The organism is Streptosporangium sp. CA-135522, from assembly GCF_050949235.1.
Taxonomy (GTDB): domain Bacteria; phylum Actinomycetota; class Actinomycetes; order Streptosporangiales; family Streptosporangiaceae; genus Streptosporangium.
In genome coordinates this window covers 7,958,027-7,983,397 of sequence record NZ_CP192026.1, presented here as the reverse complement: position 1 = coordinate 7,983,397, position 25,371 = coordinate 7,958,027, and the positions used below count along the sequence as shown (strand labels likewise).

The 25,371-nt window shown below is 66.2% G+C and carries 16 protein-coding genes and 3 rRNA genes; 17 read left to right on the top strand and 2 right to left on the bottom strand.

Features of this window, described 5'->3' with window-relative positions:
• The 4 genes from tig (at window position 1) to clpX (ending at window position 4,906) form a co-directional block, all read left to right on the top strand.
• Entirely contained in the window at window positions 1-1,395 is a 1,395-nt protein-coding gene (gene tig, locus ACQPYK_RS37660; RefSeq protein WP_433242213.1) for a trigger factor, read from the top strand.
• Between the two features lie 736 nt (window positions 1,396-2,131).
• Window positions 2,132-2,776 carry a ClpP family protease gene (locus tag ACQPYK_RS37655; RefSeq protein WP_433242210.1) on the top strand — a complete coding sequence of 215 codons (645 nt, stop codon included), beginning with the start codon at window positions 2,132-2,134 and terminating at the stop codon, window positions 2,774-2,776.
• Window positions 2,777-2,787: 11 nt separating this feature from the next.
• A complete protein-coding gene (locus tag ACQPYK_RS37650) occupies window positions 2,788-3,432 on the top strand; it encodes an ATP-dependent Clp protease proteolytic subunit (RefSeq protein WP_433242207.1) in 645 nt (214 codons plus the stop codon).
• A 193-nt stretch (window positions 3,433-3,625) separates the two neighbouring features.
• On the top strand, window positions 3,626-4,906 hold the full coding sequence (gene clpX, locus ACQPYK_RS37645; protein WP_433242204.1) for an ATP-dependent Clp protease ATP-binding subunit ClpX: 1,281 nt from the start codon (window positions 3,626-3,628) through the stop codon (window positions 4,904-4,906).
• A 168-nt stretch (window positions 4,907-5,074) separates the two neighbouring features.
• Here the strand turns inward: clpX and ACQPYK_RS37640 are convergent, their stop codons facing one another.
• Together ACQPYK_RS37640 and ACQPYK_RS37635 are read right to left on the bottom strand one after the other, a co-directional pair.
• Complete coding sequence (locus ACQPYK_RS37640; protein WP_433242201.1) at window positions 5,075-5,710, bottom strand: HD domain-containing protein; 636 nt, start codon at window positions 5,708-5,710, stop codon at window positions 5,075-5,077.
• Between the two features lie 12 nt (window positions 5,711-5,722).
• The gene (locus tag ACQPYK_RS37635) at window positions 5,723-6,472 is read right to left on the bottom strand and encodes a GntR family transcriptional regulator (protein WP_433242198.1); all 750 of its coding nucleotides are present in this window, start codon (window positions 6,470-6,472) and stop codon (window positions 5,723-5,725) included.
• 80 nt (window positions 6,473-6,552) lie between these two features.
• On the opposite strand from ACQPYK_RS37635, the gene ACQPYK_RS37630 reads away from it, so the two are divergent.
• The 13 genes from ACQPYK_RS37630 to rodA all read left to right on the top strand — a co-directional run bounded on the left by ACQPYK_RS37630 (window position 6,553) and on the right by rodA (window position 25,370).
• Window positions 6,553-9,138: a valine--tRNA ligase gene (locus ACQPYK_RS37630; protein ID WP_433242195.1), complete on the top strand. Its 2,586-nt coding sequence runs from the start codon at window positions 6,553-6,555 to the stop codon at window positions 9,136-9,138.
• Between the two features lie 571 nt (window positions 9,139-9,709).
• Window positions 9,710-11,231, top strand: a 16S ribosomal RNA gene (locus ACQPYK_RS37625).
• Window positions 11,232-11,653: 422 nt separating this feature from the next.
• Window positions 11,654-14,782: ribosomal RNA gene (locus ACQPYK_RS37620) — 23S ribosomal RNA — on the top strand.
• A 78-nt stretch (window positions 14,783-14,860) separates the two neighbouring features.
• Window positions 14,861-14,977, top strand: a 5S ribosomal RNA gene (gene rrf, locus ACQPYK_RS37615).
• The 16S, 23S and 5S rRNA genes sit together here, the layout of an rRNA operon.
• A gap of 239 nt (window positions 14,978-15,216) precedes the next feature.
• Window positions 15,217-16,509 (top strand): bifunctional folylpolyglutamate synthase/dihydrofolate synthase, encoded by a 1,293-nt coding sequence (locus ACQPYK_RS37610; protein ID WP_433242192.1) that lies wholly within the window; start codon window positions 15,217-15,219, stop codon window positions 16,507-16,509.
• Window positions 16,506-16,874: a DUF4233 domain-containing protein gene (locus tag ACQPYK_RS37605; RefSeq protein ID WP_433242189.1), complete on the top strand. Its 369-nt coding sequence runs from the start codon at window positions 16,506-16,508 to the stop codon at window positions 16,872-16,874. Before ACQPYK_RS37610 ends, ACQPYK_RS37605 begins: the two co-directional genes overlap by 4 nt.
• A gap of 44 nt (window positions 16,875-16,918) precedes the next feature.
• Window positions 16,919-18,649 (top strand): hypothetical protein, encoded by a 1,731-nt coding sequence (locus ACQPYK_RS37600; RefSeq protein WP_433242186.1) that lies wholly within the window; start codon window positions 16,919-16,921, stop codon window positions 18,647-18,649.
• Between the two features lie 128 nt (window positions 18,650-18,777).
• Complete coding sequence (gene ndk / locus ACQPYK_RS37595) at window positions 18,778-19,188, top strand: nucleoside-diphosphate kinase (RefSeq protein ID WP_271223390.1); 411 nt, start codon at window positions 18,778-18,780, stop codon at window positions 19,186-19,188.
• A gap of 193 nt (window positions 19,189-19,381) precedes the next feature.
• A complete protein-coding gene (locus tag ACQPYK_RS37590) occupies window positions 19,382-20,413 on the top strand; it encodes a rod shape-determining protein (protein WP_433242183.1) in 1,032 nt (343 codons plus the stop codon).
• Window positions 20,413-21,546: a rod shape-determining protein MreC gene (locus ACQPYK_RS37585; protein WP_433242180.1), complete on the top strand. Its 1,134-nt coding sequence runs from the start codon at window positions 20,413-20,415 to the stop codon at window positions 21,544-21,546. Before ACQPYK_RS37590 ends, ACQPYK_RS37585 begins: the two co-directional genes overlap by 1 nt.
• A 2-nt stretch (window positions 21,547-21,548) precedes the next feature.
• Entirely contained in the window at window positions 21,549-22,079 is a 531-nt protein-coding gene (mreD, locus tag ACQPYK_RS37580; RefSeq protein WP_433242177.1) for a rod shape-determining protein MreD, read from the top strand.
• Window positions 22,080-22,146: 67 nt separating this feature from the next.
• Window positions 22,147-24,210 (top strand): penicillin-binding protein 2, encoded by a 2,064-nt coding sequence (gene mrdA, locus ACQPYK_RS37575; RefSeq protein WP_433242174.1) that lies wholly within the window; start codon window positions 22,147-22,149, stop codon window positions 24,208-24,210.
• Window positions 24,207-25,370, top strand: a complete 1,164-nt coding sequence (gene rodA / locus ACQPYK_RS37570; RefSeq protein ID WP_433242171.1) for a rod shape-determining protein RodA — start codon at window positions 24,207-24,209, stop codon at window positions 25,368-25,370. The genes mrdA and rodA overlap by 4 nt, the downstream gene beginning before the upstream one ends.
• The last annotated feature ends 1 nt before the right edge of the window (window position 25,371 follow it).

Below are 25,371 nucleotides of genomic sequence, written 5' to 3'. Positions count from 1 at the left end.
GTGAAGACCGCTGTGGAGGAGCTCAGCCCGACTCGGGTCAAGCTCACTGTCGAGGTGCCGTTCGAGGAGCTCGGCGAGAGCCTGCAGGCGGCGTACAAGAAGGTCGCGCAGCAGGTGCGCGTCCCCGGCTTCCGCCCCGGCAAGGTTCCGGCCCGGATCATCGAGCAGCGTTTCGGCCGCGCGGTGGTGCTGGAGGAAACCCTTAACGACGCCGTGCCGAAGCTGTACGGCCAGGCCGTCGACGCGAGCGACATCTTCCCGGTCAGCCAGCCGGAGATCGAGGTCACCAAGATCGATGACGGCGAGCAGGTCGAGTTCACCGCCGAGGTGGACATCCGTCCCAACTTCGATGTTCCCGACTACCAGGGCCTCGAAGTCACCGTTCCGGTCGCCGAGGTCTCCGACGAGGACATCGACGCCCAGCTGGACGGCCTGCGCCAGCGCTTCGCGACGCTGACCGGCGTCGAGCGCGCCGCCGCCAACGGTGACTACGTCGTCATGGACCTCGCCGCCGCGATCGACGGTGTGAACATCGAGGAGCAGCAGGCCAACGACGTCTCCTACGAGGTCGGCGCCGGCTCGGTGCTGCAGGGCCTGGACGACGCGCTGGTCGGCATGTCCGCCGGTGAGACCAAGGAGTTCACCACCAGCCTGGTCGGCGGCGAGAACGCCGGCGAGGAGGCCGTGGTCACCATCACCATCAAGAGCGTCAAGGAGAAGGTCCTCCCTGAGCTCGACGACGAGTTCGCCCAGCTGGCCAGCGAGTTCGACACGCTCGACGAGCTCAAGGACAGCGTCCGCGAGCAGGCCCGCCGCAACAAGCTGATCGACCAGGTCGTCCAGGCTCGCGAGAACGCTCTGGACGCCCTCCTCGCCAAGATCGACATTCCGCTGCCGGAAAGCGCGTTCAAGGCCGAGGTCGACAGCCGCAAGCACAACCTTGAGCACCAGATCGCCGAGAGTGGCCTGAGCAAGGAGGCGTACTTCCGCCTCTACCAGACCACCGAGGAAGAGCGTTACGCCGAGTTCGACGAGAGCGCGGCCAAGGCGCTCAAGACCGGCTTCGTCCTCGACAAGATCGTCAAGTCCGAGGAGCTCGGCGTCAGCGAGCAGGAGCTGACCAACTTCGTGGTGCGCCGCGCCATGCAGATGAACGTCGCCCCGAACACGCTCGCCCAGCACCTCGCCGACAACGACCAGCTCACGCTGGCCATGGTCGAGATCGTCCGGGACAAGGCCAAGAGCGTCGTCGGTGACGCGGCCAAGGTGACCGACGAGGCCGGCAACGAGGTGGACCTCAAGGCCATCTACACCGAGATCAACGGTGAAGAGGCCGCCGAGGAGGACACCGAGGAGTCGACTGAGGAGTCCGCCGAGACCGAGGCCGCGAAGTAGGCCTCGCCGCCAGGCGCACCGCGCCCCCTCCGTGCCCGGCACGGAGGGGGCGTTCGTCGTTGTGGGGTCCCGTTCCCTCATCCTCGGGGAGAGGGCAGAGCGTCCGTCTGGGCGGCGCTCGAAGGCCGATGGGCCCGGCGGCGGGCTCGTGTCCGGGCGCGGGGAGGCCGCCCCGGGTGAGTTCGTGCACCTGTCTGGGAGACGGCGGCGAGTTCGTGCACCTACCGGGAGTTCGTGCACCTACCGGGAGATGGCGACGGGTCCTTGTCCGGGCGCCGGGGCCCCCGGGAGGCTTGTGCCCGTGCCGGGGAGGCGACGGCGCGCCGTGATGTCCACCCTGATGTCCACCCTGATGTCCACCACGGGCCCGCGGGGCGCGACCCGAAGGCCGCGGCGAGAACGGCGAGAACTCGATCTCTCCGGCGGTCACCGCTACGGGAAACCGATGGGGAGTCTGCGGGAAGCCTGCGGAGGAAAAGCCGGTCGGCCGGACGCGGTCCGGGGTCGGGGTCGGGGTCGGGGTCGGGAAAGCCTCGTGCCGCAGGCCGAACCCGCGTCGGCACCCGGGGCCGCAAGGGTGGAAAACGGGCTTCGACGGCCCTCCGGGAGACCCCGGGAGGGGGCGGGCAGCATGCGCCGTCAGCGAACAGCACGTGGAGGGGGCATGTCCGGTAGGCGGCGCGCGTTAAGGTCACAAGCAAAGCCAATCGATTACGACGCATCGGAAGGTGACGCTGTGACCAGCCCGCCGACCTTCTACCAGCCGACCGGCTCCGGGCCCGAGTCGATGAGCCAGCCGAACGGCTCGTTCAGGCTCGAAGACCAGCTCTACCAGCGGCTGCTGCGTGAGCGCATCATCGTGCTGGGCACCCAGGTCAACGACGAGATCGCCAACCGAATCTGTGCCGAGCTGCTTCTGCTCGCCGCGGATGACCCGGACAGGGACATCTGGCTCTACATCAACTCGCCAGGCGGGTCAGTGACCGCAGGCATGGCGATTTACGACATGATGGAATACGTGCCTAACAATGTGTGCACGGTCGCGATGGGCCTGGCCGCTTCCATGGGCCAGTTCCTCCTCTGCGCCGGCGAGAAGGGCAAGCGTTACGCCCTCCCGCACGCCCGCATCATGATGCACCAGCCGTCCGGAGGCATCGGTGGCACCGCCGCCGACATCGCCATCCAGGCGGAGCAGATGCTCTACGTCAAGAAAACCCTTGCCGAACGCATCGCCTTCCACACCGGCCAGAACTTGGACCAGATCGAAGCCGACTCCGACCGGGACCGCTGGTTCACGGCCGAGGAGGCCAAGGACTACGGTTTCATCGACCAGGTCGTGCGTAGCGCTCGGCAGGTGCCCTCCACGGGCGCCGTCTCCTGAAGGGGCACAAGGTGAGTGAGTTGATCCGGCCGGGAGACATCAACGGCCGCTACGTTCTTCCGTCCTTCACCGAACGCACGTCGTACGGCATGCGGGAGATGAACCCCTACGCCAAGCTGTTCGAGGATCGCATCATCTTCCTCGGCGTGCAGGTGGACGATGCTTCGGCCAACGACGTCATGGCGCAGTTGCTGACGCTGGAGTCGCTCGACCCTGACCGCGACATCAGCATCTACATCAACTCGCCGGGCGGCTCGTTCACCGCCATGACGGCGATCTACGACACGATGCAGTTCGTCCGGCCGGAGATCCAGACGGTCTGCCTCGGACAGGCGGCCTCGGCCGCGGCGGTCCTGCTGGCCGGCGGCACGCCGGGCAAGCGGTTCGCTCTGCCGAACGCCCGCATCCTGATCCACCAGCCCTCCACCGAGGGCGGCGGCCAGGGAAGCGACATCGAGATCCAGGCGCGCGAGATCCTGCGGATGCGCTCGCAGCTGGAGACGATTCTGGGACAGCACTCGGGCAAGGATCCCGCTGCGATCCGCAAGGACATCGAGCGTGACAAGATCCTCGATGCCGAGGAGGCGAAGGCGTACGGGCTGATCGACGACATCATCCCGTCCCGTAAGAAACTCGCCAAGGTCCTAGCCTCGTAACGAGGCATATCGCACCGGAACGGTGCCCAATTGGGCACGTTCCGGTGCGACTCGCCGCTAGGGGGCTCACTGAGGGCTCAGAAGACGGTAACGTCGAAACCTGAGCGGGATGACTTTTCGCACCGGGTATCGGGCCGGTCGGAAGAAACGGACCGCAGAAGCCAGGGCGGTCCCACGCAAAGGAGTATCTGGGGTGGCACGCATCGGCGACGGGGGAGACCTGCTGAAGTGCTCTTTCTGTGGGAAGAGCCAGAAGCAAGTCAAGAAGCTCATCGCCGGACCCGGCGTATACATCTGCGATGAGTGCATCGATCTCTGCAACGAGATCATCGAGGAGGAGCTCAGCGAGTCCTCCGAGCTCAAGTGGGACAGTCTGCCCAAGCCGAGGGAGATCTACGAGTTCCTCGACGCCTACGTCATCGGTCAGGACCAGGCGAAGAAGGCTCTCTCGGTGGCGGTCTACAACCACTACAAGCGAGTGCAGTCCGGTGAGCGCGGGCGTGACGACGGCCTCGAACTGGCCAAGTCGAACATCCTGCTCCTGGGCCCGACCGGCTCCGGCAAGACACTGCTCGCCCAGACGTTGGCGAAGATGCTGAACGTACCGTTCGCCATCGCCGACGCCACCGCCCTGACGGAGGCGGGCTATGTGGGCGAGGACGTCGAGAACATACTTCTCAAGCTGATCCAGGCCGCCGACTACGACGTCAAGAAGGCCGAGACCGGCATCATCTACATCGACGAGGTGGACAAGATCGCTCGTAAGAGCGAGAACCCGTCGATCACCAGGGACGTCTCCGGTGAGGGCGTGCAGCAGGCCCTGCTGAAGATCCTGGAGGGCACCACCGCGAGCGTGCCGCCCCAGGGCGGACGCAAGCATCCTCACCAGGAGTTCATCCAGATCGACACCACCAACGTGCTCTTCATCTGCGGTGGTGCCTTCGCCGGCCTCGAAAAGATCATCGAGTCCCGGGTCGGCAGGAAGGGCATCGGCTTCAACGCCGTGATCCACTCCAAGGAAGACGTCGACACCTCCGACATCTTCCGCGACGTCATGCCCGAGGATCTGCTGAAGTTCGGCATGATCCCCGAGTTCGTCGGCCGTCTCCCGGTCATCACGAGCGTGCACAACCTCGACCGCGAGGCGCTCATCCAGATCCTCACCGAGCCGCGCAATGCGCTGGTGAAGCAGTATCGCCGCCTGTTCGAGCTGGACAACGTCGAGCTCGAGTTCACCGACGACGCGCTGGAGGCCATCGCCGACCAGGCGATCCTGCGCGGCACCGGTGCGCGTGGCCTGCGGGCCATTCTGGAGGAGGTTCTCCTGTCGGTGATGTACGAGGTGCCCTCCCGCCAGGATGTGGCGCGTGTCGTCATCACCCGCGAGTCGGTGCTCGAGCACGTCAACCCGACGCTCGTGCCGCGTGACCAGCTCAACAAGCAGCAGCGCACGCCGCGCGAGAAGTCGGCGTAAAGCACCTCGCTCGACCGGTGCCCCCGTGGAGTCTCTCCGCGGGGGCACCGTGCTTTCCGGGGACGGTCCTGCCCGCGAGGTCTTTCCGGCGCGACCTCCTGACCTGCACCCCGCGCGATGCCGCCTTCGACGCAGCCTTTGACGCCGTCGGCTCCGGTGACGCGGTCCCTACCGGGGCGGGAGCCGGATCAGGCCGTGGAGAAGAGCGGTGTAGTCGATGAAGGCGGCGACCGTCCGATTCGGCTCCTTGGCTTCGTCGTCCCAGCGGCGCAGCCGTACGGCGTCTCGGGCGTACGGCTCGGCCTCGAACCTCGCCTGCTCCCAGGGCTCCATCGGCCCGCCCTGCACGCCGAGGGTGTAACGCGAGGCCTCGGACAGCCGGTCGTGGTAGGAGCCGTCCACGGCGCACAGGTAGCGCTTGGCCGCCACGTGCAGCCGGATCGGCTCGGTCACCTCCGGGCCGAACCACTGCCCCAGCCAGTCGGCGCCGACGTGACTGTGCCGGTTGTCGGTGCCCTCCATCAGGTCATGCCCGGTGATCTCCCCGGTGAAGTGCCCCACATCGTGCAGCAGTGCCGCGGCCACCAGGGCCGATGCGGCGTCGGCCTCCCGGGCGCGTGCCGCGGCCTGGAGCATGTGCGCGGCCTGGGTGACCTCCTCGCCGAGGTAGTCGTCGGCGCCGGGACCGTCGAACAGCGTCCGCAGATGCTCGACCACCGCGTCCCCGTGGCGCCGCGCCGCGTCTCGGCACTCGGGGCAGGAACAGTTGTCGTGCGGCCATATGGCGGGGGACTCGAAGGACATGCCGGGCCTTCCTTAGTGGGCGGGGGCCGAAGATCGGATGAGGGTGTTGGCCCGCACCGAGTTGTGCACGGTGAAGGCGACGGCGTCACCGAGGTAGCGGTCGTCTGACCACTCCAGCGGCCGGTTGTCGGGGTCGGTGGTACGCCGCAGCTCGCGCAGCAGCGCGGTACGGGGGCGGACGCCGAGCAGACGCGCGTCCTCGGCCTCGGCGGTGATCGCGCTGACGGTGTGTTCGGCATGGGCGAACACCACGCCGAGCTCCTCCAGCCGGCCGGTGATCGACTCGTTGTCGACATCGATGGCGATACCGCCCACGAGGGCGCCGATCCGCTCCACGTAGGCGGTGCGCTCGACCATCACCGGCCGGCCGGACAACAGCCGGACCCGCGTCAGGTGATAGATACGGGCGCCGGGGTCGAGCTCCAGCCGTTCGGCCTCCAGGTCGGTCGGCTCCCGCCGGACCAGCGCCACCACCCGGCCACCGGGCGTATGGCCGACCGACGCCGCCCATTGGGAGAAGCTGTGCAGCTGACCGAAGCTCGGCACGAGTGCCGGCTGCAGGACCAGCCGCCGGGTGCCCTTACGCGAGGAGATCAGCCCATCGGCCGCCAGCGCGGCGAACGCCTGGCGGACGGTTCCCCGCGACACCCCGTGCCGCTGCGCCAGCTCACTCTCCGACGGCAGCCGCGAGCCGGGCGGATAGGTACCGTCGGAGATGCCCGCACGCAGCTCGTCAGCCAGTTGCCGGTAAACAGTGGACATGTATAGATAAGCTAGAAGATGTATATACACCTTGCAAGTCCGGCGGCCATGGGACATCGACTACCCGGACGTCCCTAGAATTGGACACCGTGACGACGCCAGAGCTGCCCACCCAGTACACGCCCGCCGACGTGGAGACCCGGAGCTACGAGCGCTGGGTCGCGCAGGGATACTTCACCGCGGATCCGAGCAGCGAGCGTGAGCCGTACAGCATCGTCCTGCCCCCGCCGAACGTGACCGGTGTCCTGCACATCGGCCACGCCCTCGATCATTCGGTCCAGGACGCGCTGACCCGCCGCGCTCGCATGCGCGGGCAGGAGACCCTGTGGCTGCCGGGTATGGACCATGCCGGCATCGCCACCCAGAACGTCGTCGAGCGTGAGATCGCCAAGGATGGCCTGTCCCGCCACGACCTGGGCAGGGAGGCCTTCGTCGAGCGTGTGTGGCAGTGGAAGGAGGAGTCCGGCGGCCGGATCCTCGGCCAGATGAAGAAGCTCGGCGACGGCGTCGACTGGTCGCGTGAGCGCTTCACCATGGACCCCGGGCTCTCCCGCGCCGTCCAGACGATCTTCAAAAAGCTCTTCGACGACGGGCTCATCTACCGCGCCGAGCGCATCATCAACTGGTGCCCGCGCTGCCTGACCGCGCTGTCGGACATCGAGGTGGAGCACAGCGAGGACGAGGGCGAGCTCGTCTCGATCCGCTACGGCGAGGGCGAGGACTCCATCGTCGTCGCGACCACCCGGGCGGAGACCATGCTCGGTGACACCGCCGTGGCCGTGCACCCGTCCGACGAGCGCTACGCGCACCTGATCGGTCGCGAGGTGGAGGTCCCGCTCACCGGACGCCGGATTCCGGTCGTGGCCGACGAACACGTCGACCCGGCCTTCGGCACCGGAGCGGTCAAGGTCACTCCGGCGCACGACCCGAACGACTTCGAGATCGGCCGTCGCCACTCGTTGCCGTCCCTGTCGGTCATGGACGAGCGTGGCGTGATCACCGCGCACGGCCCCTTCCAAGGGCTTGATCGCTTCGAGGCCCGGCCCGCGGTCGTGGCCGCCCTGCGCCAGCAGGGCCGGATCGTCGCGGAGAAGCGGCCATACCTCCACTCGGTCGGCCACTGCTCGCGCTGCAAGACCGTGGTGGAGCCCCGGCTCTCACTTCAGTGGTTCGTGAACGTCTCCCCGTTGGCCAAGGCCGCCGGTGACGCGGTCCGTGACGGCCAGACGAAGATCCACCCGCCGGAGCTGGCCAAGCGCTACTTCGACTGGGTCGACGACATGCATGACTGGTGCATCTCGCGGCAGTTGTGGTGGGGCCACCGGATCCCGGTCTGGTACGGCCCGGCCGGCGAGGTCGTCTGCGTCGGTCCCGACGAGGAGCCACCCGCCGGCTATGTCCAGGACCCGGACGTCCTCGACACCTGGTTCTCCTCGGGACTGTGGCCGTTCTCCACCCTGGGCTGGCCGGACAAGACACCTGAACTGGCCAAGTTCTACCCCACCTCGGTCCTGGTCACCGGCTACGACATCCTGTTCTTCTGGGTGGCCCGGATGATGATGTTCGGCCTGTACGCGATGGACGGCCAGCCGCCCTTCCGTACTGTGGCGCTGCACGGCATGGTCCGCGACCAGTACGGCAAGAAGATGTCCAAGTCGTTCGGCAACGTGGTGGATCCGCTCGACTGGGTCGAGCGTTTCGGCGCCGACGCCACTCGCTTCACCCTGCTGCGCGGCGCCAATCCCGGTTCCGACGTGGCGATCAGCGAAGAGTGGGCGGGGGGCTCCCGCAACTTCTGTAACAAGATCTGGAACGCCACCCGCTTCGCGCTGATGAACGGCGCCGCGGTCGGTGAGCTCCCGACGGAGGAGCTGACCGCGGCCGACCGGTGGATCCTGTCCAGGCTTCAGGAGGTCGTCGCGTCGGTGGACGCGGCCTTCGAGGAGTTCGAATTCGCCAAGATCTCCGATCTGCTCTACCACTTCGCCTGGGACGAGGTCTGCGACTGGTACGTGGAACTCGCCAAGATCCAGATCGCCTCGGGTCAGGAGCACACCCGGCTGGTGCTGGGTCATGTCCTCGACTCGCTTCTGCGGCTGCTGCACCCGCTGGTGCCGTTCGTCACGGAGGAGCTGTGGCGAGCGGTCACCGGAGGCGAGTCGATCGTGGTCGCGCCATGGCCGGTGGTCCAGGAGGCGTTGCGCGACGCTTCGGCCGAGGAGGAGATCCTCGCCGTCCAGGGGCTGGTCACCGAGGTTCGCAGGTTCCGCTCCGACCAGGGCCTCAAGCCCGGCCAGCGGGTCGCCGCACGCCTGTCACTGGCCGGTACGGCGCTCGCCTCGCACGAAGGCGCGATCCGATCGCTGCTGCGGCTCGACCAGCCGTCAGAGTCGTTCTCCGCCACCGCCCGCCTCGATGTGAGCGGTATCGTCGTGGAGATCGACACGGCGGGCACGATCGACGTGGCGGCCGAGCGTAAGCGCCTGGAGAAGGATCTCGCCGTGGCGCAGAAGGAGGCCGCGCAAGTGGCGGCCAAACTCGGCAACGAGCAGTTCATGTCGAAGGCGCCCGATGACGTGGTCATCAAGGTGCGCGCTCGTGCGGCCCAGGCCGACCAGGACATCGCGCGGCTGACCGCCCAGTTGGCGGCGCTCCCCGCCGGCTGAGCGCGCCGCGGGGGCAGAGCTTTGGCCGGGAGTCCGGGGTCCGTTGACCCCGGACTCCCGTGTTTGGAAGTCCCTGACGTAGGGAAGACCTAGTTGTTACCGCGAAGTGGGTCATGACAGCCCGAGTGGACTGCTAGAGTTCTTCAGGCAGGGCAAGCCCCTGCACCCCCCTCTAAGAAATCCTCGAAAATCTGGGTGTGTCCGCACGATTGGACACAAGACGGATGTCGGAGTAAGTTAGAAGGGTTGCTCCGGAGACGGGGCGGTCGAGATCCTAACGGGTCCGGCGGGTTCGATGGAAACGGTCACGAAAGCGACAGTTTGACACGAACCGGGCGGATCTGATAAGATGGAGACACGGAATGGAACGCCCTGAAGCCGGGACCATGGTCACGGCGACGGAGAACGCGTCCGTTTCTTGAGAACTCAACAGTGTGTTAAAAGCCAGTGCATGAAGCACAACCCCGTCCACCCACCCCCGGTGGGAGACGGATTCCTTTGGTTGATACACCCCTGGCCCGCTCGCGGGCCCGAGGGGGTGCTTTCAGCCGGGAAACGACTGTTCAGACATTGTTTGGAGAGTTTGATCCTGGCTCAGGACGAACGCTGGCGGCGTGCTTAACACATGCAAGTCGAGCGGAAAGGCCCTTCGGGGTACTCGAGCGGCGAACGGGTGAGTAACACGTGAGTAACCTGCCCCCGACTCTGGGATAAGCCCGGGAAACTGGGTCTAATACCGGATATGACCACTTCCCGCATGGGATGGTGGTGGAAAGTTGTTTCGGTTGGGGATGGACTCGCGGCCTATCAGCTTGTTGGTGGGGTAACGGCCTACCAAGGCGACGACGGGTAGCCGGCCTGAGAGGGCGACCGGCCACACTGGGACTGAGACACGGCCCAGACTCCTACGGGAGGCAGCAGTGGGGAATATTGCGCAATGGGCGAAAGCCTGACGCAGCGACGCCGCGTGGGGGATGACGGCCTTCGGGTTGTAAACCTCTTTCAGCAGGGACGAAGTTGACGTGTACCTGCAGAAGAAGCGCCGGCTAACTACGTGCCAGCAGCCGCGGTAATACGTAGGGCGCAAGCGTTGTCCGGAATTATTGGGCGTAAAGAGCTCGTAGGTGGCTTGTCACGTCGGGTGTGAAAGCTTGGGGCTTAACTCCAGGTCTGCATTCGATACGGGCTGGCTAGAGGTAGGTAGGGGAGAACGGAATTCCTGGTGTAGCGGTGAAATGCGCAGATATCAGGAGGAACACCGGTGGCGAAGGCGGTTCTCTGGGCCTTACCTGACGCTGAGGAGCGAAAGCGTGGGGAGCGAACAGGATTAGATACCCTGGTAGTCCACGCTGTAAACGTTGGGCGCTAGGTGTGGGGGCCTTCCACGGTTTCCGCGCCGTAGCTAACGCATTAAGCGCCCCGCCTGGGGAGTACGGCCGCAAGGCTAAAACTCAAAGGAATTGACGGGGGCCCGCACAAGCGGCGGAGCATGTTGCTTAATTCGACGCAACGCGAAGAACCTTACCAAGGCTTGACATCGCCCGGAAACACTCAGAGATGGGTGCCTCTTCGGATCGGGTGACAGGTGGTGCATGGCTGTCGTCAGCTCGTGTCGTGAGATGTTGGGTTAAGTCCCGCAACGAGCGCAACCCTTGTTCAATGTTGCCAGCACGCTCCTTCGGGGGTGGTGGGGACTCATTGGAGACTGCCGGGGTCAACTCGGAGGAAGGTGGGGATGACGTCAAGTCATCATGCCCCTTATGTCTTGGGCTGCAAACATGCTACAATGGCCGGTACAGAGGGTTGCGATACCGTGAGGTGGAGCGAATCCCAAAAAGCCGGTCTCAGTTCGGATTGGGGTCTGCAACTCGACCCCATGAAGTCGGAGTCGCTAGTAATCGCAGATCAGCAACGCTGCGGTGAATACGTTCCCGGGCCTTGTACACACCGCCCGTCACGTCACGAAAGTCGGCAACACCCGAAGCCCGTGGCCCAACCACTTGTGGGGGGAGCGGTCGAAGGTGGGGCTGGCGATTGGGACGAAGTCGTAACAAGGTAGCCGTACCGGAAGGTGCGGCTGGATCACCTCCTTTCTAAGGAGCATCGGCTCGGCTGGGTCATCGTGAGATGCCGGTCGGGTCCAGGTCATGATGGTAGGCGCCTGTTCTGCCCATGACGCGCTCATTAGTGGAGCACTGGCTAATCGGATGATCCGGGTTCGCCTGGGTCGGCTAGTACCGCTCGTACTCTTCGGAGTCGGGAGGGGAACGTCGGCCGGGGGGCGCGGATGGGTCTGGACACACTGTTGGGTCCTGAGGAAACGGGCCGGATACGGAGCCTGCCTGCGGGTGGGCTTCGTGGTCTGTGTGACCTCGTGCGGGACCAGCCTCCTGTCATACCAGCGTGGCCGGGGGGAAGACGATCGTCTTCTCCTTCGGGCCGGGTGTTGGTGGCGGGACGGATCTGGTCGCTGTTTGTTGTTTGAGATTTGCATAGTGGACGCGAGCATCTTTGTGGCCAAGTTTTTTAGGGCACACGGTGGATGCCTTGGCATCAGGAGCCGATGAAGGACGTGGGAGGCTGCGTTAAGCCCCGGGGAGTCGCCAACCAGACTTTGATCCGGGGATGTCCGAATGGGGAAACCTAGCACCAGTCATGTGGTGTTGCCTCCGCCTGAATGTATAGGGCGGTTGGTGGTAACGCGGGGAAGTGAAACATCTCAGTACCCGTAGGAAGAGAAAACAAATTAGTGATTCCGTGAGTAGTGGTGAGCGAAAGCGGAAGAGGCTAAACCGTATGCGTGTGATAGCCGGCAGGCGTTGCGTGTGCGGGGTTGTGGGACCCTCTGGGAGGAGCTGCCGCTCTTCCAAGCAGTGAGAAATCGATGGGATAGTCGAAGCTTCTGGGAAGAAGCGCCGGAGACCGTGAGAGCCGGGTAGGCGAAATCTTGTCGACTGTTTGAGGGGATCCCAAGTAGCACGGGGCCCGAGAAATCCTGTGTGAATCTGCCAGGACCACCTGGTAAGCCTAAATACTCCCTGATGACCGATAGTGAACAAGTACCGTGAGGGAAAGGTGAAAAGCGCCCCGGTGAGGGGTCGTGAAATAGTACCTGAAACCGTGTGCCTACAAGCCGTAGGAGCGTAGGCGTCTTCGGACGTCTGTGATGTGACTGCGTGCCTTTTGAAGAATGAGCCTGCGAGTTATGGTGTGTGGCGAGGTTAACCCGTGTGGGGGAGCCGTAGCGAAAGCGAGTCTGAATAGGGCGTTGTCAGTCGCATGCTGTAGACCCGAAGCGGAGTGATCTAGGCATGGGCAGGTTGAAGCGCGGGTAAGACCGCGTGGAGGACCGAACCCACCAGGGTTGAAAACCTGGGGGATGACCTGTGTTTAGGGGTGAAAGGCCAATCAAACTCCGTGATAGCTGGTTCTCCCCGAAATGCATTTAGGTGCAGCGTTACGTGTTTCTTGCCGGAGGTAGAGCACTGGATGGCTAATGGGCCCTACCAGGTTACTGACGTCAGCCAAACTCCGAATGCCGGTAAGTGAGAGCGTAGCAGTGAGACTGCGGGGGATAAGCTCCGTAGTCGAGAGGGAAACAGCCCAGACCACCGACTAAGGCCCCTAAGCGTGTGCTAAGTGGGAAAGGATGTGGAGTCGCAGTGACAACCAGGAGGTTGGCTTAGAAGCAGCCACCCTTGAAAGAGTGCGTAATAGCTCACTGGTCAAGTGATTCCGCGCCGACAATGTAGCGGGGCTCAAGTACACCGCCGAAGTCGTGGCATTCACACGTTTGCTGAGCCTTTGTGGTTTAGGTGTGTGGATGGGTAGGGGAGCGTCGTGCGGCCGGCGAAGCAGCAGAGTGATCTAGTTGTGGAGGCCGTGCGAGTGAGAATGCAGGCATGAGTAGCGAATCAGAAGTGAGAAACTTCTGCGCCGGATGACCAAGGGTTCCTGGGCCAGGCTAATCCGCCCAGGGTAAGTCGGGACCTAAGGCGAGGCCGACAGGCGTAGTCGATGGACAACGGGTTGATATTCCCGTACCCGCTACGATGCGCCAATACTGAATCCAGTGATACTAAGGGTCCTTAAGCCCCTAACGCCCTTCGGGGTGTGGGTGAGGCTGAACGCCTGGCCTGATCTGGTAGTAGGTAAGCGATGGGGTGACGCAGGAAGGTAGCCCAGCCCAGGCGATGGTAGTCCTGGGGTAAGCAGGTAGGGAGGACCGTAGGCAAATCCGCGGTCCGTTAATCCTGAGATGTGATGCCGAGCCGATTGTGGCGAAGTGGGTGATCCTATGCTGCCGAGAAAAGCCTCTAGTGAGTGTCGTGGCGGCCCGTACCCGAAACCGACTCAGGTGGTCAGGTAGAGAATACCAAGGCGATCGGGTGAACTGTGGTTAAGGAACTCGGCAAATTGCCCCCGTAACTTCGGGAGAAGGGGGGCCTTCGCTGGTGACGAGTCTTGCACTCCGAGCTGGTGGGGGTCGCAGAGGCCAGGGGGAAGCGACTGTTTACTAAAAACACAGGTCCGTGCGAAGTCGTAAGACGATGTATACGGACTGACGCCTGCCCGGTGCTGGAACGTTAAGGGGACCGGTTAGTGCGCCTTTGGGTGTGCGAAGCTGAGAACTTAAGCGCCAGTAAACGGCGGTGGTAACTATAACCATCCTAAGGTAGCGAAATTCCTTGTCGGGTAAGTTCCGACCTGCACGAATGGCGTAACGACTTCCCCGCTGTCTCAACCGCAGACCCGGCGAAATTGCACTACGAGTAAAGATGCTCGTTACGCGCAGCAGGACGGAAAGACCCCGGGACCTTCACTACAGCTTGACATTGGCGTTTGGAACGTCTTGTGTAGGATAGGTGGGAGACGGTGAAGCGGTGACGCTAGTTACCGTGGAGTCATTGGTGAAATACCACTCTGGTCGTTTTGAACGTCTAACTTCGGTCCGTGATCCGGATCAGGGACAGTGTCTGGTGGGTAGTTTAACTGGGGCGGTTGCCTCCTAAAGAGTAACGGAGGCGCCCAAAGGTTCCCTCAGCCTGGTTGGCAATCAGGTGTCGAGTGTAAGTGCACAAGGGAGCTTGACTGTGAGACCGACGGGTCGAGCAGGAGCGAAAGCTGGGACTAGTGATCCGGCGGTGGCTTGTGGAAGCGCCGTCGCTCAACGGCTAAAAGGTACCCCGGGGATAACAGGCTGATCTTCCCCAAGAGTCCATATCGACGGGATGGTTTGGCACCTCGATGTCGGCTCGTCGCATCCTGGGGCTGGAGTAGGTCCCAAGGGTTGGGCTGTTCGCCCATTAAAGCGGTACGCGAGCTGGGTTTAGAACGTCGCGAGACAGTTCGGTCCCTATCCGCTGCGCGCGCAGGAGACTTGAAAGGAGCTGTCCCTAGTACGAGAGGACCGGGACGGACGAACCTCTGGTGTGCCAGTTGTTCCGCCAGGAGCACGGCTGGTTGGCTACGTTCGGAAGGGATAACCGCTGAAAGCATCTAAGCGGGAAGCTCGCCTTGAGATGAGGTCTCCCACCCTGTGAGGGGGTAAGGCTCCCGGTAGACGACCGGGTTGATAGGCCGGAGGTGGAAGCACAGTAATGTGTGGAGCTGACCGGTACTAATAGGCCGAGGACTTGACCACAAAGCATTTTGCTCGCGTCCACTAGGCAATTCTGAAACAACAAGCACCCGTTGTGTGTGTTTGATAGTTTCATAGTGTTACGGCGGTTATGGCGAAGGGGAAACACCCGGTTACATTCCGAACCCGGAAGTTAAGCTCTTCAGCGCCGATGGTACTGCACCGGGGACGGTGTGGGAGAGTAGGTCGCCGCCGGACAATCGTTTGAGAAGAGGCCACCCCTTTTTTGGGGTGGCCTTTTCTGTTTTCCCGACCCTTTTTCGGGTTCTTTGTTGGCGCTTTCCTGGGCTCTTTGTCGGCGTCTCTTTCTGGGTTCTTTTCCCGCTCCTGCGGTTCTTTTCCCGGGCCGGTTCCGCAGCCCACCGACCCGTTCGGAAGCCCGCCGAGGAGGTCAGTAGGCTGGAGGCGTGGACTACCGAGCGGTTGAACGAGCAATCATGGAACGCGGCGTCGAGTGGAACTTCGAGCCCACTCTCGACAGGATCGCCGCGCTCATGGACGTGCTCGGTTCCCCGCAGCACTCCTATCCCGTCGTGCACGTGGCCGGAACCAACGGCAAGTCGAGCACGACCCGGATGATCGAGACGATCCTGCGCGAGCGCAACCTGCGCGTCGGCCGCTTCACGAGCCCGCATCTCACCTCCATGCGTGAGCGCATCTGTGTGGACGGCGCTCCGCTGAGCGAGGAGCGCTTCGTCGAGGTCTACGAGGACATCGCTCCCTACCTCGCGATGATCGATGCCCAGGGCCGTCGCCTCTCCTTCTTCGAGACCCTGACCGCGATGGCCTTCGCGGCCTTCGCCGACGCCCCAGTGGACGTCGCGGTCATCGAGACCGGCATGGGCGGCAGCTTCGACGCCACCAACGTCGCCGACGGGGCGGTGGCCGTCGTCACTCCCGTCTCCCTGGACCACGTCGACTATCTCGGCCCCGACGTCGCGACGATCGCGGGGGAGAAGGCCGGCATCATCAAGCCCGGGGCGACCGTCGTACTCGCCCAGCAGCAACTACCCGCGGCCGAGGTGCTGTTGCGCAGGGCGGCCGAGGCGGGCGCCACCGTGGCACGCGAGGGACTGGAGTTCGGCGTGCTCGGCAGGGAGCTCGCGATCGGTGGCCAACTGCTCCGCCTCAGGAGCCTCAAGGGCACCTACGAGGAGGTCCTGCTCCCCCTGTACGGCGCGCACCAGGCGAGCAACGCCGCCTGCGCCCTGGCCGCGGTCGAGGCGCTCTCCGTCGGAGACGATCCGCTCGACCCCGAGCTGGTGCGTCAGGCGTTCCTCCAGGTGCGCTCGCCGGGGAGGCTGGAGGTCGTCCGGCGGGGTCCCACGGTGCTGGTGGACGCCGCGCACAACCCCGGCGGGGTCCAGGCCACCCTGGAGGCCGTTCAGGAGTCGTTCGACTTCGCCAAGCTCATCGGTGTGGTGGCGGTGTTCGAGGACAAGGACGTCGAAGGCATCCTGGAGCTGATGGAGCCGATGATGGACGAGATCGTGGTGACACGGAACTCCTCGCCCAGGTCCATGGACGTGGACGATCTCGCCGCGCTCGCCGAGGAGATCTTCGGAGTGGATCGGGTCCACCAGGTCGAGCGGCTGGACACGGCCATCGACCGGGCGATCGAGATGGTCGACTCCTTGGGAGAGTTCAGCGGGGCCGGCGTTCTGATCACCGGGTCCGTCGTCACCGCCGGAGACGCACGACTGCTGCTCAAGGCGGAGGAGGCCACGTGAGCCGGGAGACGGCGGGAAGACGAGAGATGATCACGGTCACCCCGGGCATGCGGCGGCTCTGTGCCAGTGTGCTGGGCATGGAGGCGATCGTCGTCGGGCTGTTCACCCCCGTGGCGATCAACACCCAGAACGTCGAACCGGCCGTGGCGGTGACCGTCGGAATCGGCCTGGCAGTCCTGTGCGTCCTGGTCACGGGCATGTTGAAGCGTCCCTTCGCCTACGTCATGGGAAGCCTGATCCAGGTGCTCGCCATCGTCGCGGGCTTCCTGGTTCCGACCATGTTCTTCCTGGGGGCGATCTTCGCCGCACTGTGGATCACGGCGATATTCGTCGCTCGCCGTGTCGAGGGCGTGACTTCCCGCTAAAGTCGGCCAACATGGCCGTCCCTCCCATTCAACCGACTCGGGCGGTGACTGCCGGGCCCGAGGGCCTGGCGCGCACGCTCGGTGTCTCCGTGGTGCTCGACGTCGTCCTCGGGCTGCTCGTCGCGGTGGTCCTTCCGCTGGCGATCGTCGCCATCCCCAACACCATCTCTGTGGTGGCAGCCCTTCTTCCGCCGGAGATCTCGCAGATCGCGATGATGCGGGCGCACGGGCTGGCGCTGCCCGCGATGGTGCTGACCGTGCCGCTGGCCGGCCTCGCCGTGCGCCGGGTGCGGGCCGCTCCGGTGCTGGTCGCCGGGCTGACCTTGCTCGCGGTGGCCGACGCCGCCGGGGGCTACGCGAACTCGACGCTGCTGGTGGGGGTGCTGCGGGTCCTGCACGGGATCGGCGCCGGCCTGCTGGTGCCCGCCACCTTGGTGGCGGTCTGGGAGCGTTCGCCGCTCCTGCGCGCGGTGTGGGGAGGCATGCTCGCGGTGAGCCTGCTGACCGCGCAGGCGCTCGCCCTGTGGCCGCTGGACGAGGTGAAGTCCTGGAGGGTCACGCTCCAGCCGTATCCGATGCTCACCGGGATCGCGCTCGCGCTGGCCGCGCTCTATCTCGTGCTCTGGATGAAGAGCGGTGAGCACGCCGTGGCCGGTGGAGAGGCGAGTGTCGCGGAGCGTGGCCGTCTGCTGGTGGCGGTCGTGCCCGCCGTGGGCATCGCCGCCCTGGCCCTGGGCAGCACCTTCGACTGGCCGCCGGGGCTGCTGGTCCTCGCGGCGCTGCTGTCCATTCTGGTGCTTTTCGGCCTTGCTTCGCTGGGTGCCTCCGACGGTGCCGGCGGCCGGGTGCCCGCCTACACGATGCTCGCGGTCGGCATCGTCGTCCTGCCCACCGCGGCGCAGGTCACCTATATCGAGCTTGGCGGGCTGGGTGGTCCGGGGCTGTCCGGTCTGTGGCCGGCCTTCGCGATCGCCGGAGCCACGGGGGTCGTCGCCGCGATGCTGGTGAGCCGGTTGAGCGACGGCGGCATGCCGCTGATCGGCGCGGGCGGCCTGGCGGTCATGGTGGCGGGACTGTGCGCCGTCCGGTTGCTCCTACCCGTCTCGGGCGGCCTCGGGCTGATCCTGCCGCTCGTGCTGCTCGGGGTCGGTGCCGCGGTGGCCCTGACCTCCGCTTTGCGCTCATCCGGCACGGGTGCGACGCTCTTCGCCCTGTCGCTGTTCTTCCCCGGGGTGCTTTCCGGCTTCCTGCTGGGCAGCGGCGTGCAGGTCACTCGTCTGAAGGGGGCCACCACCTCCCAGGCGCTGGTCGACGCGTTCGTCGGCGCCCTCCATCTGTGGGCGCTGGTCGGTGGCGGCCTGGTGGTCGCGGTGATCGTGCTCTGCGCGGTCCTGGCGCGGCGTTCCCCCGCCGTCACGTCCGGTACGGCGAGCACTTCGGCGGTCGCCGAGCCCGGTTCGGTCGCCCAGCCCCCCTCGGTCGCCGAGTCCGGTTCGGGGGCCGCGCTCGGTTCGGGGACCGAGCCCGCCGCCGGATCCGTGACGGTTCCGGACCCCGCCACCGAGCTGGAGTCCGTCGTTGAGGAGCGGCCCGTGAGGGAGCCCGCCGCCATGGCGCAGACGCGTCCGGAGGACGGCAGGCCTGAACAGGACAAGCGGCAGCACCCCGAACCGGAACCCGACCCGCAGCCCGACAAGACGGGCACGCTGCCGGTGGTGCCGCCGCCCACACCGTCCCCCGAAGACGGGCTGGGAGAGGGGCCCGCTCACCCATAAGGCCCGTCCGGGAGGTCTGGGTGTCCGTGCACGACGTCGTCGAGCACGGGCAATCGAGCCGGGGGCGGTAAACTTCGCGCGTTCATCGCAGTCCGCGAATCGTCCTTCCCGTTCAAAGGAGAACCTCAGTGTCCGAGCGCACTCTTGTCCTGATCAAGCCCGACGGTGTCGCGCGTGGTCTCATCGGCGACGTGATCGCCCGGATCGAGCGCAAGGGCCTGAAGGTCGCGGCGCTGGAACTGCGCACGCTTGACGCCGACACCGCCAAGTCCCACTACGCCGAGCACTCCGAGCGACCGTTCTTCGGCGAGCTGGTCGAGTTCATCACCTCCGGCCCGCTGGTCGCGCTGGTCGCCGAGGGCCCCCGTGCCATCGAGGCCTTCCGCTCCCTGGCCGGCCTGACCGACCCGGTCAAGTCCGCCCCCGGCACCATCCGCGGTGACCACGCTCTGGAGATCGGTGAGAACGTGGTCCACGGCTCCGACTCGCCCGAGTCCGCCGCCCGCGAGATCAAGCTCTTCTTCCCGGACCGCTTCTAGCCTTTCCGGTCTCCGGCACCGCCGAGCCTCGTCGTCCCCCGGGGGATGACGAGGCTCGACGTATTTGGCCCGTCTTAAGATTTTCCTGGAACTGGCGGCCTCATTGCGCTCAAGGGTGGGTACGTCACGTTACGATTCGAGTGCGTTCTGTAGTTTTCGCCGACGACCCGACGGAAGGAGGGCCGCCTTCCCCATGAGCAGCAAGCTTTCTTTTCTGGGCCGCGACATGGCAGTCGACCTCGGCACCGCCAACACACTCGTCTATGTTCGGGGTCGCGGCATCGTGCTCAACGAGCCGTCCGTCGTCGCGATCAACACGACCTCGGGGAAAATCGTCGCCATCGGCATAGAGGCCAAGCGCATGATCGGCCGGACGCCCGGCAACATCGTGGCCATCAGGCCGCTCAAGGACGGCGTCATCGCCGACTTCGACGTCACCGAGCGCATGCTCCGCTACTTCATCCAGCGGGTGCACAAGCGTCGTCACTTCGCCAAGCCTCGCATCATCATCGCGGTGCCGAGCGGGATCACCGGGGTCGAGCAGCGCGCGGTCAAGGAAGCCGGCTACCAGGCGGGGGCGCGTCAGGTCTACATCATCGAGGAGCCGATGGCCGCCGCGATCGGCGCCGGGCTCCCCGTGCACGAGCCGACCGGAAACATGGTGGTCGATGTCGGCGGAGGCACCACCGAGGTGGCCATCATCTCGATGGGAGGTGTGGTGACCAGCCAGTCGATCCGGGTGGGCGGCGACGAGCTGGACCAGGCGATCATCAGCTTCGCGAAGAAGGAATACTCGCTCATGCTCGGCGAGCGGACCGCCGAGGAGATCAAGATGGCGATCGGCTCCGCCTGTGTGCTCCCCGAGGAGGGGCATGCCGAGATTCGAGGCCGTGACCTGGTCAGCGGCCTGCCCAAGACGATCATCGTGTCGGCTCACGAGATTCGCAAGGCCACGGAGGAGCCGGTGAACGCGATCGTCGACGCGGTCAAGACCACCCTGGACAAGTGCCCGCCGGAGCTGTCCGGTGACCTGATGGACCGGGGGATCGCGCTCACCGGGGGCGGCGCCCTTCTCAAGGGCCTGGACGAGCGCCTCAAGGACGAGACGGGCATGCCGATTCATCTGGTGGACAACGCACTCGACTCCGTCGCGCTCGGCTCGGGCAAGTGCGTCGAGGACTTCGACGCCCTGCAGCAGGTCCTGGTGCCGGAGCCGCGGCACTGATGAAAGACACGCGCCGGGCGCGGATGAGCCTGGGACTGCTGCTGGCCGGGGCGCTCGTGCTCATAACCGTGGATCACCGGACGGGTGACGACTCTCCCTTCGGGCCTCTTCGAGGCGTCGGCGCGACCCTGTTCGGCACCGCGGAGAGTGCGGGGGCCGACGTCGTCCGGCCGGTCGGCCGGTTCTTCGAGACGATGGTGGGCGCCCCCGACGCGCAACGCCGCATCGACGCGTTGAGCGCGGAGAATCAGCGGCTCAGACGCGATCTGGCGGCGCAGAGCCTGGATCACCGGCACTCCGCCGAGCTGCGCCGTCTGCTCGGGGTGGCCGGAACCGCCGGATACAAGATCGTGCCCGCTCAAGTGATCGCGCGGCGTGGAACGCCCGGGTTCGAGGAGGCCGTCGAGCTCGACGTGGGCGGTGCCGACGGGGTGCGCTCGGAGATGACCGTGCTGAACGGCGACGGCCTGATCGGCCGGGTGGTCCACGTGAGCGCGTCCACCTCGACGGTGGTTCTGCTCAGCGACCCCGCCTCGGCGGCCGGGGCACGGCTGGAGGGAAGCAACGAGATCGGGGTGGTGCACGGGGTCGGAGAGAACGGCCGCCTGCTCCGTTTCCGGCTGCTCGACTCGACCGCGCAGATCGTGCCGGGCCGCCGGATCGTGAGCTTCGGCTCCCAGCGTGGCGTGCCGTACGTGGCGGGGGTGCCGATCGGGGTGGTGGAGCGGGTGGAGGCCACGCCGGGGGAGCTGACCCGGATCGCTTATGCGCGGCCGTACGCCGACCTCACCGCGCTGGACGTGGTCGGCGTGGTGGTGCAGTCGCCGCGGCGCGAGCCGCGCGACGCGGTGCGTCCCGACGCGCCGCGCAAGCCCAAGGCGCTGCGCCGGTCCGATCGGTCACGCGAGTCCGACCAGGCACGTGAGTCCGATGGGTCACGTGAGTCCGGTCAAGCACCTGAGACCGACCAGGCACGTGAGTCCGATCGATCACGTGAGTTCGAGACGCCGGAGGAGCCCGACTCCTCGCGCAAGCCCAAGAGGCCGAGTAAGCCTGCGGAGCCGGATGAACCCGAGGTGTCGGACGGGCCCGAGGCGCTGGGCGAGTCCGAGGCGTCGCGGGAAGGGGTCTGAGAGTGGGCGGCCGTGACGTGCTCTCCGCGGGACTGCTCCTGCTGGTCATGGTCGTCCAGGTGACGATCGTGAACCGGTTGCCGCTGCCGGGAGCGGGCGCGCCGGATCTGGTGCTGCTCACCGTGGTGGGCTACGCGCTGGTCCGTGGGGCCGTGGCCGGGACGGTCATGGGATTCTGCGCCGGGTTGGTCGGCGACGTGCTGCCACCGGTCGCCCATGTGCTCGGCCAGTACGCCCTGGTGCTGTGCCTGATCGGGTTCCTGGCCGGGCGGGTGGCGGAGAGCCGGCCGGAGGCCGGGCAGCTCGTGGCGTTGACCTGCGCGGCCGCGGGGCCTGTGGTCGCCGTGGCGGTCGGCGTGCTGCTCGGCGACGACCGGATCGGCCATTCCATGATCACTACGATGCTTCCCCCGGCGATCCTCTACAACGTGCTGGCCGCGCCTCCGATGGTGTGGGCGGTGACGAGAATCGTCCGGGGACCCCGGACACGGACCCTGCAGCCGGCGGGATATCTGGCGCGAGGTCGCACATGAGCGGGCGAGTCGACGGGCCCGGCGTTTCCGGACCACGTTCGGACGCGCCGGCTGGCGGGGAGCGAACATGATCCGGATGCAGGGCCGGCTGGTCGTTTTGCAGGTGCTGGTGGTGTCGCTGCTGGCGCTGCTGGCCGTACGGCTCTGGCAGGTGCAGGTGGTGCGCGGCGAGGAGTTCGTGGCGGCCGCGACCGAGACGCGCACCCGCGACGTGGTCGTGCCCGCGGTGCGCGGGCAGATCCTCGACTCGGCGGGCCGGCCGCTGGTGCGCAACCGGACCAGGCTGGTGGTCTCGGTGGACCGCACGAGCCTGAACCGGATGGCGGACAACGGCCGGGTCGTGATCCAACGGCTGGCCTCGGTGCTTGGGCGGCGTCCCAAGGACCTGCGCGAGCGCATCAGGGCGTGCGGTCCCGGGGTCGCCAGGCCCTGCTGGCCGGGCTCGCCGTACCATCCGATCCCCATCGACGACCACGTCACGACCCGCGAGGCCCTGCAGATCCTGGAGCGGCAGGAGGAGTTTCCCGGGGTGACCGCCGAGGTGCAGGCGGTACGGGAGTATCCGGGTGAGACCGCGGGCGCGCAGGCTCTCGGCTATCTGCAGCCGATCACCCAGGCCGAGATGGAGAAGCGCGCGGGGTCCAAGGCGGTGTTCTCCGGGGTGGACCTGGTGGGCAGGGACGGCCTGGAATCGGTCTACGACAGCGCGCTTCGGGGGGTGCCCGGCGTGCGGCGCGTGCAGGTGGACCGGCTGGGCAAGGTGATCGGGGTGGAGCGGCAGGTGCCGCCGACGCCCGGTGACACCCTCATCACCAGCATCGACGCCAAAGTGCAGGCGGTGACCGAGAAAGCCCTGGCCGAGGCCATGAAGTCCGCTCCCCAGGCCGACGGTGCGGCAGGGGTGGTGCTCGACGTGAAGACCGGGCGGGTGGTCGCGCTGGCCAGCGCCCCGACCTACGACCCGGCCATCTGGACCGGCGGCATCTCCGAGGCGGAGTACCAGCGACTGCTGTCCGGCAAGGCCGGCAAGCCACTGGTGTCGCGGGCCATCAAGGGCGAGTTCGCGCCGGGCTCGACGTTCAAGGTCTCGTCGGTTTCGGCGATGCTCAAGGACGGCTACCCGCTGCACGGCCACTACGACTGCCCGGGCTCCTTCATGGTGGGCAGCCGGCCGTTCAACAACTTCCACGGCATCGGGCTGGGCACGCTCACCCTGCACACGGCGCTGGTGAAGTCCTGCGACACGATCTTCTACAAGGCGGCCTACGAGCAGTGGCTGCGTGACGGCGGGCTGAAGCCGAAGGCGAAGACCAAGGAGCCGATGGCCGCCATGGCACGCGCCTTCGGGTTCGGCAGCCCGACGGGCATCGACCTGCCGGGCGAGTCGTCCGGGCGCATCCCCGACCGCCGGTGGAAGAAGGACCTGTGGGCCGCCACCAAGGCCGACACCTGCAAGCGGGCCAGGACCGGCTACCCGGAAGTGGCCAAGAGCGACCCCGGCCGAGCTGCCTTCCTCAAACGGCTCGCCTACGAGAACTGCCTGGAGGGCTACCAGTGGCGGCCGGGTGACGCGGCCAACTTCTCCATCGGGCAGGGCGACGTCCTGGTGACTCCGCTGCAGCTCGCGGCGGCCTATGCCGCGCTGGTCGGAGACGGCAGGCTGCGCAGCCCCCGGCTGGGCTGGGCGCTGGTGCGACCGGACGGCACCATGGTCAAGGAGATCAAGGCGCCGGTGGTGCGCAAGCTGCCGATCTCCGCCACCGAACGGGCCTACATCAAGGGGGCGCTGAGCGAGGTCGCCTCCGACGGCACGGCGGCCGGGGCCTTCACCGGGTTTCCCATGGACAAGGTGAAGGTCGGCGGCAAGACCGGTACCGCCGAGGTCTACGGCAAGACGGACACCTCGTGGTTCGCCTCGTTCGCGCCGACCGACAAGCCCAGGTTCGTGGTCGTCGTGATGGTCTCCCAGGGTGGGATGGGCGCACAGACCGCGGCTCCGGCCGTACGGAAGATCTACGAGGGCATCTACGGTTTCACCTCCACGGGGGGAAGGACCCGGGCGGCGCTGCCGGCCGGACGCCCCGCCGCCGAGCCGCCGATGATCAAACGAGACGGAACGGTGGCACGATGACCCGCACGATGGCGGCGGCGCGGGGCGGCTCCCTCACCCGCAGGGCGGCGGCGGCCTCCTCGGCGGTGCGCCGGATGGACGGGGTGCTGCTGGTCGCCGTCGCGGCGCTGGCCGTGATCGGCACGATGCTGGTCTGGTCGTCCACCAGGACCTGGGCGCCCGGATCCACCGGCCTGGTCAAAAAGCACATCCTCAACCTCTGCATCGGGGCCGCCATGACCGGTGCGGCGGCGACGGTGGACCACCGGCGGCTGCGGGCCTACGCGCCGCTGGTGTACGGCCTGTCCCTGCTCGGACTGTTCCTGGTGATCACGCCTCTCGGCTCCACCGTGAACGGCGCCCATTCATGGATCATGGTGGGTGGGGGGTTCGCCTTCCAGCCGTCGGAGTTCGCCAAGCTCGGCCTGGTGCTGATGCTGGCCATGCTGATGGCCCAGCCCGCCGCGGGCACCGACCGGCCGCGTGGTCTGGACGTCGGGATAGTGCTGGTGGTGGGGGCCTTCACCATGGGTCTGGTGATGCTCCAGCCCGACCTGGGCACCACGATGGTCCTCGGTGTGATCATGGCCGCCGCACTCGTCATCGCCGGGGTCCGCAAACGATGGATCGGCGGCCTGGCCCTCGTCGTGATCGGCGGTGCGGCGGCCGTGTGGTTCCTCGACGTGCTGGAGCCGTACCAGATCGCCAGGTTCACCGCCTTCCTCAACCCCGCCAGCGACCCGCGCGGCGTCGGTTACAACAGCACCCAGTCGCTGATCGCCATCGGGTCGGGGGAGCTGTTCGGCAAGGGATTGTTCGACGGCGGCCAGACCACCGGCCGGTTCGTGCCCGAGCAGCACACCGACTTCATCTTCACCGTGGCGGGGGAGGAGTTCGGCTTCCTCGGCTCGGTCACCGTGGTGGCCCTGCTGGGTGTGATCCTGCTGCGCGGGATGCGGATCGCGCGGCAGTGCGACGACCGGTTCGGCACGCTGACGGCAGGGGTGATCGTGTGCTGGCTGGCCTTCCAGTCGTTCGTCAACATCGGGATGACGATCGGGATCATGCCGATCACCGGCCTGCCCCTGCCGTTCGTCTCCTATGGCGGGACCGCGACCTTCGCCAATATGATCGCCATCGGGCTGCTCCAGGCGATCCATATTCGCGAACAGCCGTTCTAGA

Excerpts from the sequence above, each read along its gene's own strand:
- ACQPYK_RS37640 (WP_433242201.1), bottom strand. The coding sequence starts at position 5,710 with ATGTCCTTCGAGTCCCCCGCCATATGGCCGCACGACAACTGTTCCTGC.
- ACQPYK_RS37635 (WP_433242198.1), bottom strand. The coding sequence starts at position 6,472 with ATGTCCACTGTTTACCGGCAACTGGCTGACGAGCTGCGTGCGGGCATC.
- ACQPYK_RS37610 (WP_433242192.1), top strand. The coding sequence starts at position 15,217 with ATGGAACGCGGCGTCGAGTGGAACTTCGAGCCCACTCTCGACAGGATC.
- ACQPYK_RS37590 (WP_433242183.1), top strand. The coding sequence starts at position 19,382 with ATGAGCAGCAAGCTTTCTTTTCTGGGCCGCGACATGGCAGTCGACCTC.
- ACQPYK_RS37585 (WP_433242180.1), top strand. The coding sequence starts at position 20,413 with ATGAAAGACACGCGCCGGGCGCGGATGAGCCTGGGACTGCTGCTGGCC.
- mrdA (WP_433242174.1), top strand. The coding sequence starts at position 22,147 with ATGATCCGGATGCAGGGCCGGCTGGTCGTTTTGCAGGTGCTGGTGGTG.
- rodA (WP_433242171.1), top strand. The coding sequence starts at position 24,207 with ATGACCCGCACGATGGCGGCGGCGCGGGGCGGCTCCCTCACCCGCAGG.